The sequence below is a fragment of the Streptomyces sp. NPDC034084 genome, from assembly GCF_055575535.1.
In genome coordinates, this window is sequence record NZ_JBVISK010000003.1 from 125,121 (window position 1) to 137,241 (window position 12,121).

Here is a 12,121-nt window from a genome sequence, read left to right on the forward strand (position 1 = left end):
CCGGACAGACAGACTCCTTCTGGGGGAGGACCATTGAGACGCACAGCAGTGCTCGGTTCGGCCGGCACTCTGATAGCGGGCACGCTCATGGCGACCGCACTCGCGGCGCCGACGGCCGGTGCCGTCACCGGGCACGACCGGGACGACGAGGCGCGCGGCGCGGCCGTCGCCGCCGCCCGGGCCGCCAAGGCCGGCATCGACTGGCAGGACTGCCCGGCCGACTGGGGCTTCGCCAAGCCCATCCAGTGCGGCTGGGTCACCGTCCCGGTCGACTACGCCAAGCCCGACGGCAAGAAGATCAAGATCGCCGTGGACCGCGCCAAGTCCACCGGCACCGCCGGCGAGCGCCAGGGCGCACTGCTCTACAACCCGGGCGGCCCCGGCGGCTCCGGCCTGCGCTTCCCGCGCCGGGTCACCACCAACAGCCCGCTCTGGGTGAACACCGCGAAGGCGTACGACTTCGTGGGCTTCGACCCGCGCGGCGTCGGCCACTCGGCGCCCATCTCCTGCGTCGACCCGACCGAGTTCGTCAAGGGCCCGAAGGCGGACCCGGTGCCGGACAGCGAGGCGGACAAGCTCGCCCAGCGCAAGCTGGCCGCCGAGTACGCCAAGGGCTGCGCCGAGAAGAGCGGCGACATGCTGCCCTACATGACGACGCGCAACACCGCCCGTGACCTCGACGTCATCCGGGCCGCGCTCGGCGAGAAGAAGCTCAACTTCATCGGTGTCTCGTACGGCACCTACCTGGGCGCCGTCTACGGCACGCTGTACCCCGACCACGTGCGCCGCATGATCGTCGACAGCGTGGTCAACCCGGCGAAGAGCAACATCTGGTACCAGGCCAACCTGGAGCAGGACATCGCCTTCGAGGGTCGCCTCGAGGACTGGATGAACTGGGTCGCCCAGAACGACGCCACCTACCACCTCGGCGACACCCTGGCGGAGGTCCAGCAGCAGTGGGTGACCCTGCGCGCCGCCGCCAAGAAGGAGCCTCTGGGCGGCAAGGTCGGACCGGCCGAACTCATCGGCTTCTTCCAGAGCGCCCCGTACTACGACTCCTCGTGGGCCCCGGTCGCGGAGGCCTGGAGCGCGTACGCCGCGGGTGACCCGCAGCCGCTCATCGACGGGGCCGCCGCGGACCTCACCGACACCGCCGGCAACATCGCGTCGGAGAACGGCAACGCCGTCTACACCGCCGTCGAGTGCGCCGACGCGCCCTGGCCGACGAACTGGAACAAGTGGGACCGGGACAACTCCCGTCTCCACGAGCAGTACCCGTTCATGACCTGGGCGAACGCCTGGATGAACCTGCCGTGCGCCACCTGGTCCGCGCCGCGGCAGAAGCCGACCCAGGTCAAGACCGGCAAGGGCCTGCCGCCGGTGCTCATCGTCCAGTCCGAGCGGGACGCGGCCACGCCGTACGCCGGCGCGGTCGAGCTGCACAAGCGCTTCAAGGGCTCGCGTCTCATCACCGAGAAGAACGCGGGTTCGCACGGCGTCACCGGTCTGGTGAACCCGTGCATCAACCCGAAGGTCGAGACGTACCTGCTCACCGGCAAGGTGGACAGCCACGACGTGACGTGCGAGCCGCACGCCACGCCTCAGCCGTAACACCAGCACGGTAGGGGGGGCGGTCGCCACATGGCGGCCGCCCCTCCCGTGCGTCGGCGCGCGTGTCAACGCGAGGCGAGCCAGGCGTCCTCCGCCGCGTAGTCGAAGAAGTCCACCCCGTACTTCGCGAGACCGGGGAAGGCCTCCCGCCACTCCCGGCCCTTCAGCTGTCCGGTGAGCCACTCGACCGTCTCCGGCAGCGACTCCGCGTACGACACCACCGGCCGGTATCCCAACTCCCGCGCGGCCGCCGTCATGTCGTAGACGATGGGATGCGGCGCCGTCCACGGAGTGAGCCCCACGAGGTCCTCCGGCGGCGCTCCCTCGATCAGGACCGTCTCGCTCTCCACACCCAGGACGGCGTCGATCGCCGCCCCGATCTCCGCCACCGTCGGCGCCTCCGGGTCCGCGCCGTTCAGCACCCGGCTGCCCGGGTTCGACGCCGCGAGCCGGACGAGCTCCGCGAGGTTGTCCACGTGCGCCGGGTGGAACCGTGACCTTCCGCCGTACGAGAGCAGGCGCACCGGCCGCCCGTCGAGGGCCCGCTTCACGAACCACAGCTCCCGTGGCCCCGGGCAGTACGGCCCGTGGATCGCGCCCGCCCGCAGCAGCGTCGTCGGCAGCGCGTCGCCCGCCGCGAGCAACTCCCTCTCCAGGGCGATCTTCCGCGTGCCGTACGTGCTGTCGCCGGGCGCGACCGTCGGCCAGTCCTCCGCCACCGACACCGGGAAGGCGGGGAAGCCGTCCGGCCGGTCCTGGGTGTCGAAGCTGCGGCCCCGCTCGTCCTCGTAGACCGCGCCGCTCGACACCACCACCGCCGAACCGATCCGGCCGGCCAGGCCCGTCAGCTGCCGTCCGTGCCCGGCGTCGTACGCGACGATGTCCACGAGCACGTCGCAGCCGTCGCCGAGCCCGGCCGCGAGCGCCCCCTCCTCGTTCCGGTCGAGCCGCACCGAGCGGACCTCGTCCGGCCACCTCTCGTCCCTGGCACCGCCCCGCGAGGCGGCCGTCACCTCCCAGCCGTCCGCGACGAGCGCCCGCACGGCCGCCCGCCCCACTTGTCCCGTCCCGCCCAGCACGAACGCGTTTCCCTTGGTCATGAAGGGGACGCTACGGGTGCCCCGGGCGGCGGCCCAGGGGATTGCGCCGTGCGCGGATCCGCCCTCAGCGTTCCCCGCGGGGGAACTTTTCCGAGGGAGCGTCAGCCCCCGGCTCCGCCGCCTTCACCACCGCCGCGTACTCGTCCACGTACTCCTGACCCGACAGGCGCAGGATCTCGTACATGATCTCGTCCGTCACGGCGCGGACCACCGCCTTCTCACCGGCCGCCCCGGCGAACCGGGAGAAGTCCATCGGCGCCCCGAACCGGATGGTGACCCGGCGGATCCTCGGCACGACCTTCCCCGGCGGCTGGATCTCGAAGGTCCCCACCATCGCGCAGGGCACCACCGGGACCCCCGCGGTCAGGGCCATCACCGCGACACCCACCTTGCCCTTGTACAGCCGGCCGTCGGGCGATCGCGTCCCCTCCGGGTAGATCCCGAGCAGCTCCCCGCGCCCGAGCACCCCGAGACCCTCCCGGATCGCGGCCTTCCCGGCCTCCTTCCCCGACCGGTCCACCGGGATCTGCCCGGCGGCCCGGAAGAAGGCGGCCGTGAGCCGGCCCTTGAGGCCCGGTCCCGTGAAGTACTCCTGCTTCGCGAGGAAGGTGATGCGCCGGTCCAGGACGGCCGGCATCAGGAAGTGGTCGGAGAAGGAGAGGTGATTGCCCGCGACGATCGCGGCCCCCTCCTCGGGGACGTGTTCGAGCCCCTCGATCCGTGGCCGGAACAGCAGCCTGAGGAGCGGTCCGAGCAGGACGTACTTCATCAGCTGGTAGAACACCCGCGACCCCCGTTCGTCGTCCGTCACGCCCGTTGTATCCCCCCACGGGCCCGTGGTCCACTGGTGGGGGAGCGTCATATGTCGGGCGAGCGCGGGATCAGGCGCCCCGGCCGCGTCCTCACCGCGCTGCTCTGCGCGCTGACGGCGGCCGGGCTGTACGGCTGCTCCGACCCGGGCCCGCCGCATACCGGCCGCACGCAGACCACCGCGCCCGCCACCCCGACCGACGGTCTCTCACCCTTCACGGGTCTTCCCGCGCGCCCCGCTCCCGTCCTGGCCGTGAAGCTCGACAACGTGCCCGCGGCCCGCCCCCACACCGGACTCGGCGCCGCCGACCTCGTCTACGTCGAACAGGTCGAGGGCGGAGTGACCAGACTCCTGGCCGTCTACTCCTCCAGCCTCCCCGACCTCACCGGCCCCGTCCGCAGCGCCCGCGAATCCGACATCGCCCTGCTCGGCGACTTCGGCCGCCCGGCCCTCGCCTACTCCGGCGCCCAGTCCGCCCTGAACCCGCTCCTCAGGGCCGCGCCCCTCGACCTCGTCACGGAGAGCACCGCACCCCACGCCTTCCGGCGCTCACCGGACCGGCCCGCCCCGCACAACCTCTACCTGCGCCCCGGCCGAGCCCTCGCCGCCGCCCCCGGGGCCGAGGACGCCCGCGACATCGGCTTCCGCTTCGGGCCCGCGCCGCCCGGCGGCACCCCGACCGCCACCTCGACGGTCCGCTACCCGGCGGCCCGCTACACCTTCACCTGGTCCGCCGCCGACCGCGCCTGGCACGTGGCCATGGACGGCCGCGAGGCCCGCGCCACCGACACGGGCCCGCTCACCCCGTCCACGGTCGTGGTCCAGCGCGTCACGGTCCGCCCCTCCCGCTTCCACGACCGGTTCGGCTCGGTCTCCCCGTACAGCGAGACCGTCGGCAGCGGCACCGCGCTCGTCCTGCGCGACGGACGCGCCCACGAGGCCCGCTGGTCCCGCCCCTCGGTCACCTCCGGCACCACCTTCACCACCCCGGCCGGAGCGCCCCTGCCCTTCGCGCCGGGCCAGATCTGGATCGTCCTGGCCCCGCGCGGATAGCCCCCGCGGCAGCGGTCAGGACGTGGAGCCCGGCGGGCGGGAGCGCGGAGCGGGTGGTACGGAGCTGTCCGCCGCCGCCATCCCGATCGTCGCCACGACCAGCACCACCACGCCGAACCAGAGCCAGCCGCTGCTGCCGAGCGCCACCGTGTAGGCCGTCGTCAGCACCAGTGCCGTGCAGGTCAGCACCGTCATCGTCTTCGTGGGACCGGACATCAGCCCGTCCTCCTCCCGACCGAGGCCGCGGAAGCCGTCCAGCCCATCGTGACCCCCCGAGAGGGGCGCGCGCTACTCCCCGGACGCTCCGGCGTGCGCGGGGACACGAAGCCGGGTCCGGCGCCGGGTCGGGCACCGGACCCGGGAGGGGCCGTGGATCCAACATCCCGGATCCAACATCCCGGATCCAACATCCCGGATCCAAGATCCAAGATCCAACATCCCGGATCCAAGATCCGACATCCTGGATCCTGGATCCTGGATCCAAGCGTCAGCGGCTGCGCGCCCGCAGCGAGGCCAGATACGCGTTGTACTCCGCCAGCTCCTTGTCGCCGTCCCGGTCGGCGGCCCGGTCCTTGCGGACGGCGTGCCGCTGCTCGGAGTGGTACCACTGGTAGACCAGTGCGATGAGGACCAGCACGGACGGGATCTCGCTGAACGCCCAGGCGATGCCGCCCGCCGCGTTCTGATCGGCGAGGGCGTCGATCCCGAGCGAGGCCGGCGGGTTCTTGTACGCCTCCACCAGCGGCTCCGTCGCCATCATCATCGCGATGCCGAAGAACGCGTGGAACGGCATGCCCGCGAACAGCTCCAGCATCCGCATCACGTACCCCGGCCGGTGCGGGCCCGGGTCCACGCCCATGATCGGCCAGAAGAAGACCAGGCCCACCAGCAGGAAGTGCACCATCATCCCGATGTGCCCGGTCTTCGACCCCATGAGGAAGTCGAAGAGCGGCGAGAAGTACAGCGCGTACAGGCTCGCGATGAAGAGCGAGATCGTGAACGCCGGGTGCGTGATCACCCGCAGGTACCGGCTGTGCAGCAGCTTCAGGAGCAGCTCGCGCGGTCCCGTCGAGCCCCGGCCCGCCACCGGCAGCGCCCGCAGCGCGAGGGTCACCGGCGCGCCGAGCAGCAGCAGGATCGGCGACAGCATGGAGATCACCATGTGCTGCACCATGTGCACGCTGAACATGACCATGCCGTAGTCGTTGAGCTTGGTGCACATGACGAGGGCGACGCTCAGCACGCCGACCGTGAAGAGCACCGTCCGGCTCACCGGCCACGTGTCACCGCGCCGCCGCAGCCGCGCCACGCCCCAGCCGTACAGACCGAGCCCCGCCAGGCATCCGATCAGGAAGAACAGGTCGGGAGAGAACTCCAGGCCCCGTCCCAGCGTGAACGGCGGCAGATCCGTGGTCATGCCGTGCCCGCTGTGATCCATCCGTACACTCCTGGAGCCCGATTCGCGCTTGTTGTCCGCACCAGACTAGAACCGCCCCCGGCCGCGACGGCGACCGGGGGCGGATGTCACGTACGGTCAGCCGTCAGAGCACGCACTCCGCCTCGGCGTACCGGTCGGCCGGGACCGTCTTGAGGGTCTCCACGGCCTGGGCCAGCGGGACCATCGTGATCTCCGTGCCGCGCAGCGCGGTCAGCATGCCGAACTCGCCGCGGTGCGCCGCCTCGACGGCGTGCCAGCCGAAGCGGGTCGCGAGGACGCGGTCGTACGCGGTGGGGGTCCCGCCGCGCTGGACGTGGCCGAGGATGACCGGGCGGGCCTCCTTGCCCAGGCGCCGCTCCAGCTCGGCGGAGAGCTGGTTGGCGATGCCGGTGAACCGCTCGTGGCCGTAGATGTCGGTCCCGGCGGTCTTGAAGTCCATCGAGCCCTCGCGCGGCTTCGCGCCCTCGGCGACGACCACGATCGCGAACCGCTTGCCGGCCTCGAAGCGCTCGCCGACCCGCCGGGTCAGCTCGTCGATGTCGAAGGGGCGCTCGGGGACGACCACGGCGTGCGCGCCGGCGGCCATGCCGGAGTGCAGCGCTATCCATCCGGTGTGACGGCCCATGACCTCGACGACGAGGACCCGCTGGTGCGACTCGGCGGTGGTCTTCAGCCGGTCGAGGGCCTCGGTGGCGACGGTCACGGCCGTGTCGAAGCCGAAGGTGACGTCGGTGGAGGCGATGTCGTTGTCGATCGTCTTCGGGACGCCGACGATCGGGAGACCCGCCTCGGAGAGCAGGTTCGCCGCCTTGAGGGTGCCCTCGCCGCCGATCGGGATGATGGCGTCGAGACCGAGGTCGGCGACATGGCCCTTGGCGCGCTCGACGCCGCCGACCAGGTGCGCGGGCTGCACCCGCGAGGAGCCGAGGATGGTGCCGCCCCGGGCCAGGATTCCGCCCACCGCGTCGAGATCGAGCTTGCGGTAGTCGCACTCCAGGAGACCCTTCCACCCGTCGTGGAAGCCGATGACCTCGTCGCCGTGGTCGACGACGGCGCGGTGCACGACGGACCGGATGACAGCGTTCAGACCGGGGCAGTCTCCGCCGGAGGTGAGCACGCCAATGCGCATAGCCCAAATACCTTTGCAACGTGGGCCGACTCCCGGACCACGTCGTCCGGCTGGATCCCCGCCACCCTATCGCCGCAGGGTGGCGGGGCCGAACCGGATGTCCGAACAGTGGACAACGTACGTTCGTACGAGAGCCCGGCGGCGGCGCGCCGGCTGGCTCAGGCGGGCTGCGTCGCCGCCGCGATGCGCTCGGCGCGCAGCGCCTCGTACCAGCGGTCGTCGGTCGGCGGCAGCGCGTTCACGTCGAGGGCCAGCTTCAGGAGCAGGTCCGCGATCTGCGGGTTCCGCGCCATGACGGGGCCGTGCATGTACGTACCGAAGACGGTGTCGTTGTACGCGCCCTCGGTGCCGTCGCCGGTCCCGTTGCCGTTCCCGAAGACGGTCCGGGCGAACGGCCGGGCCGTGGGGCCGAGATGGGTGATGCCCTGGTGGTTCTCGAAACCGGTCAGCTGGGGGAGGCCCAGGCGCGGGTCGATGTCCGCGAGGACGTCGCCGACGCAGCGGGCGCCCTCGCCGCGGGTCGAGATCACGTCGATGAGCCCGAGGCCGGCCTCGCGCTCGCCGAGGTCGTTGATGAACTCGTGGCCCAGGATCTGGTATCCGGCGCAGACCGAGAAGATGATCGCGCCGTTGGAGGCGGCCCGGCTGAGGCCGCCGTCCCGCCGCAGCCGCTCGGCCGCGAGCCGCTGCGGGCGGTCCTCGCCGCCGCCGATCAGGTAGATGTCACCCGAGGTGGGGACCGGCTGGTCGCTGCGGACGTCGACGCGCTCGACGTGGAGGCGGCGCTGTTCGGCGCGGCGCTGGACGACGAGGACGTTGCCCTGGTCGCCGTAGGTGCTGAGCAGGTCCGGGTAGACCCAGACCAGGCGCAGGCTGCTGTCACTCATGCTGCAAGTCCTTTACGGGTCAGTTGCCGACGCGGCGGCGGACGTCCTGGAAGGCGGTGTAGTTGGCGATCAGCTCGATCTGCCCGGGCGGGGCCATCGCGACGGCCTCGTCCAGCGTCTCGCAGACGCGGAACTCCACGCCCGCGACCTCGAGGCGGACCGCCAGGTCCAGCTTCCGGTCGCCGATCACCATGATCGGGTGGCCGGCGAGCCGGCCGTAGTCCACGTCCCACAGCCAGGAGGTGTCCGTGCCGTCGGCGCCCCGCGCGTTGACCGAGAGGATCACCGGGGCGGGCGGCCCGTCGATGAGGGAAAACGTTTCGAGCCAGCCGGCCGGGTTCTTCGCGAGGAGCAGACGCAGGTCGCGGTTCTGGAAGGAGACCACGTCATAGCGCCCGGCGACGGCCTGCACCTGGTACATGCGCTCCAGGGCCACCTGCGGCGGCACGCCGAAGACCGCGGCGACGGCGGCCGAGGTGGTGGCGTTCGCCTTGTTGGCGCGGCCCGGCAGCTGGAGGCGGATCGGCCAGGCCGAACCGTGCGGGTCGAGCACGTGGTCGCCGCTGAGCGCCCAGCTCGGCGCGGGGCGGCGGAAGCCGCACTCGCCGCAGAACCAGTCGTCGCCCGGACGCTGCATCACACCGCCGCAGGCGGGGCAGGACCAGGCGTCGTCCTTCCATTCCTGGCCGGCGGCGACCCACACCACGTTGGGGGAGGAGGAGGCGGCCCACACGATGAGCGGGTCGTCCGCGTTGGCGATGACCACGGCCTTGGTGCCGTTGAGACCCTCGCGCCACTTCTCGGCGAGCATCCGGGTCTCGGCCGCGCGGTCGAGCTGGTCGCGGGAGAGGTTGAGCAACGCGATCGCCTTGGGCGTGGTGTCCCTGGCGACGCCGGCGAGGTACTTCTCGTCGACCTCGATGACACCGAACTTGGAGTCCGAGCCGCCGGCCAGCGCCGAGGTGATGCCGGCGGGCATGTTGGCGCCCAGGGCGTTCGAGACGACGGGGCCGGCGGCGCGCAGGGCCTCCGCGATCAGCCGGGTCGTCGTCGTCTTGCCGTTCGTCGCCGACACCAGGACGACGTCCAGATGCTGCGCGAGCCGACCGAGCAGGTCCGGGTCGAGCTTCAGCGCCACCCGGCCGCCGATCACCGATCCGCTGCCGCGCCCCGCCGCACGCGACACCGCGGCCGCGGCCTTGCCCGCCGTCACGGCCAGCTTGGCGCGCGGCGACAGCGGCTCTGGATTACCGGGGTGTCCTGACATCGTTCTTGTTCCTCCTTGCGTCGGTCCGGGCTCAGCCTATCGAGATCCGGCCAGCAGCCCGAACAGCCCCACCGCCGAGCGGGCGCACGAAACAGGGAGGTCACAGTGACCGTACCCTTACGGCCATGCGAAACCGCCCCATCCCCGGCAGTTCCGGCCTCGTCCGAGCGATGACGCTCCTCGGCGAGCCCGTGCTGCACGCCCCCTGCGCGCCCGTCACCGACTTCGGCCCCGAACTGGCCCGGCTCGTCGAGGACATGTTCGCCACGATGTACGCGGCGCACGGCGTGGGCCTGGCGGCGAACCAGGTCGGCGTGGGCCTGCGGGTCTTCGTGTACGACTGCCCCGACGACGAGGAGAACCGCCACCTGGGCCATGTGGTGAACCCGCGTCTGGTGGAGGCGGACGGTGACGTGGTCCGGGGCCCCGAGGGCTGCCTCTCCCTGCCGGGTCTGGAGGCGCCGACGCCCCGCTTCGACCGCGCGGTGGTGGAGGGGGTACGGGTGGACGGCACTCCGGTACGCATCGAGGGCACCGGCTTCTTCGCGCGCTGCCTCCAGCACGAGGCGGACCACCTGGAGGGCGGGGTCTACGCGGACCACGTCACGGGGTGGCGCAAGTCACGCCTGCTGCGCGCGATCCGCAAGGAGCCGTGGGGGAGCGGTGCGTCCCTCCTGGAGGCCTGAGGTTCGCTGGAACCTAGAAACCCGGCCCGCCGGGCAGGTCGTCGGCCGCGGCCAGGCGGCCCCACAGCAGGTCGGCCAGACTCTTGACCAGGTCCGCGCGGGAGCAGGGGCGCTCGCCGAGCCACCAGTCGCCGGCCGCGTGCATCATGCCGACGATGCCGTGGCCCCAGATCCGGGCCTGGGCCTCGGCGGCCGGACCCAGGTCGACGCGCTCGGCGATGACCTGGCCGAGCTCCTCGCCCATGCGGCGGAGCAGCGGGGCCGAGTGGCGGCCGACGTCGAAGCCCTGCTCGGTCTGGTGCGACTCCTCCGCCGGGTGCATGAGGAAGCGGTAGACCTGGGGCATCGCCTCGATGGACGCCAGGTAGGTGTCGAGGGTGGCCTCGACGCGGCTGCGCCGGTCGGCGGGCGCGTCGAGCGAGGCGCGGAGCGAGGCGAGGAGCGCGTCCGTGTGCCGGGTGGCGAGGGCGCGGTAGAGACCGCCCTTGTCGCCGAAGTGGCGGTAGAGGATGGGCTTCGTGATGCCGGCCTCGGCCGCGATCGCGTTCATGGACGCCTTGGGACCGTCCCGGAGCACCACGCGGTCCGCCGCCTCCAGCAGCTCGCGGCGCCGCTGCTCGGCGGACGTCTGCTGGTCGGTGGCCCGGTGTGCGATGTCCATGTGCGTATCTCCCCGCCCGTGCGATTCGTGAGGCTGTCGCAACGTAACACCCGCCCGGGATCCGGTGTCGGCCGGGCCGAACCGCTTCACCGCAGGTTGACAGCCTCTACCGACCGGTAACAGACTGCTGTTACCGCAAGTAACGTGATGCTGGAGGGAACATGGGCGAGTTCACGCTCGAACTCAACGAGGACCAGAAGCAGGTCCGCGACTGGCTCCACGGCTTCGCCGCCGATGTGATGCGCCCCGCGGCCGCCGAGTGGGACGAGCGTGAGGAGACTCCCTGGCCGATCATCCAGGAAGCGGCCAAGCTCGGCATCTACTCCCTCGATTTCTACGCCCAGCAGTTCTTCGACCCGACCGGTCTCGGCATTCCGATGGTGATGGAGGAGCTGTTCTGGGGGGACGCCGGCATCGCCCTCTCCATCGTCGGCACCGGCCTCGCCGCCGTCGGCGTCCTCGCCAACGGCACCGAGGAGCAGATCGGCACCTGGGTCCCGCAGATGTACGGCGACGCGACCGACGTCAAGGTCGCCGCCTTCTGCTCCTCCGAGCCCGACGCCGGCTCGGACGTCGCCTCCATGCGCACCCGCGCCGTGTACGACGAGGCCAAGGACGAGTGGGTGCTCAACGGCACCAAGACCTGGGCGACCAACGGCGGCATCGCCAACGTCCACGTCGTCGTCGCCGTCGTCGACGCCGAACTCGGCTCCAAGGGCCACGCCTCCTTCATCGTGCCGCCGAACACCCCCGGCCTCTCGCAGGGCCAGAAGTTCCAGAAGCACGGCATCCGCGCCTCCCACACCGCCGAGGTCGTCCTGGAGGACGTCCGTGTCCCCGGCTCCTGCCTGCTCGGCGGCAAGGACAAGCTGGACGAGCGGCTCGCCCGCGCCCGGGAGAAGGCCAGGGCGGGCGGCGAGCGTGTGAAGAACGCGGCCATGGCCACCTTCGAGGCCTCCCGCCCGGCGGTCGGCGCCATGGCCGTCGGCACCGCCCGCGCCGCGTACGAGGTAGCCCTCGACTACGCCAGGACCCGCGTCCAGTTCGGCCGCCCGATCATCGAGAACCAGGGCGTCGCCTTCCAGCTCGCCGACATGGCCACCCAGATCGACGCCGCCCGTCTCCTTGTCTGGCGCGCCTCCTGGATGGCGACCGCAGGCAAGCCCTTCACCGCTGCCGAGGGCTCCATGTCCAAGCTGTACGCGAGCGAGGTCGCGAAGAAGGTCACCGCCCAGGCCATCCAGATCCTCGGGGGCAACGGCTACACCCGTGAGTACCCGGTGGAGCGCATGCACCGCGACGCCGCCATCTACACGATCTTCGAGGGCACGAGCGAGATCCAGCGCATGGTCATCAGCCGGGCCATCGCGAAGTAGCCGACCGCGGAGCGACGGGCCGTGAGGCGCGGGGTGGCGGTGACACTCGCCACGCACCTCGCGGCGGCCGTGTCCTTCGCCACAGCTTCGTGGCGGCCGTGA

The 12,121-nt window shown here is 71.7% G+C and carries 12 protein-coding genes; 4 read left to right on the top strand and 8 right to left on the bottom strand.

The features are described from left to right. Nucleotides 1-33 precede the first annotated feature (33 nt). On the top strand, nt 34-1,611 hold the full coding sequence (locus ACZ51I_RS11600; RefSeq protein ID WP_468874130.1) for an alpha/beta hydrolase: 1,578 nt from the start codon (nt 34-36) through the stop codon (nt 1,609-1,611). Between the two features lie 65 nt (nt 1,612-1,676). On the opposite strand, the gene ACZ51I_RS11605 is transcribed toward ACZ51I_RS11600, so the two are convergent. Together ACZ51I_RS11605 and ACZ51I_RS11610 are read right to left on the bottom strand one after the other, a co-directional pair. Further along, nucleotides 1,677-2,711: an NAD-dependent epimerase/dehydratase family protein gene (locus ACZ51I_RS11605; protein ID WP_468874132.1), complete on the bottom strand. Its 1,035-nt coding sequence runs from the start codon at nt 2,709-2,711 to the stop codon at nt 1,677-1,679. Nucleotides 2,712-2,775: 64 nt separating this feature from the next. Beyond that, nucleotides 2,776-3,495, bottom strand: a complete 720-nt coding sequence (locus tag ACZ51I_RS11610; protein WP_468875604.1) for a lysophospholipid acyltransferase family protein — start codon at nt 3,493-3,495, stop codon at nt 2,776-2,778. A 78-nt stretch (nt 3,496-3,573) separates the two neighbouring features. On the opposite strand from ACZ51I_RS11610, the gene ACZ51I_RS11615 reads away from it, so the two are divergent. Continuing rightward, nucleotides 3,574-4,575 (top strand): DUF3048 domain-containing protein, encoded by a 1,002-nt coding sequence (locus tag ACZ51I_RS11615; RefSeq protein WP_468874135.1) that lies wholly within the window; start codon nt 3,574-3,576, stop codon nt 4,573-4,575. A gap of 15 nt (nt 4,576-4,590) precedes the next feature. Here ACZ51I_RS11615 and ACZ51I_RS11620 read toward each other — a convergent pair whose 3' ends face one another. The 5 genes from ACZ51I_RS11620 to ACZ51I_RS11640 form a co-directional block, all read right to left on the bottom strand. Next, the gene (locus ACZ51I_RS11620; protein WP_468874137.1) at nt 4,591-4,791 is read right to left on the bottom strand and encodes a hypothetical protein; all 201 of its coding nucleotides are present in this window, start codon (nt 4,789-4,791) and stop codon (nt 4,591-4,593) included. 271 nt (nt 4,792-5,062) lie between these two features. Then, nucleotides 5,063-6,013: a cytochrome c oxidase assembly protein gene (locus ACZ51I_RS11625; protein ID WP_468874139.1), complete on the bottom strand. Its 951-nt coding sequence runs from the start codon at nt 6,011-6,013 to the stop codon at nt 5,063-5,065. A gap of 103 nt (nt 6,014-6,116) precedes the next feature. Beyond that, a complete protein-coding gene (locus ACZ51I_RS11630) occupies nt 6,117-7,142 on the bottom strand; it encodes a 6-phosphofructokinase (protein ID WP_468874141.1) in 1,026 nt (341 codons plus the stop codon). A 158-nt stretch (nt 7,143-7,300) separates the two neighbouring features. Then, nucleotides 7,301-8,029, bottom strand: a complete 729-nt coding sequence (locus ACZ51I_RS11635; RefSeq protein ID WP_468874144.1) for a type 1 glutamine amidotransferase — start codon at nt 8,027-8,029, stop codon at nt 7,301-7,303. A 19-nt stretch (nt 8,030-8,048) separates the two neighbouring features. Further along, entirely contained in the window at nt 8,049-9,296 is a 1,248-nt protein-coding gene (locus tag ACZ51I_RS11640; protein ID WP_468874145.1) for a MurT ligase domain-containing protein, read from the bottom strand. A gap of 125 nt (nt 9,297-9,421) precedes the next feature. On the opposite strand from ACZ51I_RS11640, the gene def reads away from it, so the two are divergent. After that, nucleotides 9,422-9,982, top strand: coding sequence for a peptide deformylase (gene def / locus ACZ51I_RS11645; protein ID WP_468874147.1), 561 nt, complete (start codon nt 9,422-9,424; stop codon nt 9,980-9,982). A gap of 13 nt (nt 9,983-9,995) precedes the next feature. Here def and ACZ51I_RS11650 read toward each other — a convergent pair whose 3' ends face one another. Further along, nucleotides 9,996-10,643, bottom strand: a complete 648-nt coding sequence (locus ACZ51I_RS11650; RefSeq protein WP_468874149.1) for a TetR/AcrR family transcriptional regulator — start codon at nt 10,641-10,643, stop codon at nt 9,996-9,998. A 161-nt stretch (nt 10,644-10,804) separates the two neighbouring features. On the opposite strand from ACZ51I_RS11650, the gene ACZ51I_RS11655 reads away from it, so the two are divergent. Beyond that, nucleotides 10,805-12,019 (top strand): acyl-CoA dehydrogenase family protein, encoded by a 1,215-nt coding sequence (locus ACZ51I_RS11655; RefSeq protein ID WP_468874152.1) that lies wholly within the window; start codon nt 10,805-10,807, stop codon nt 12,017-12,019. Nucleotides 12,020-12,121 lie beyond the last annotated feature (102 nt).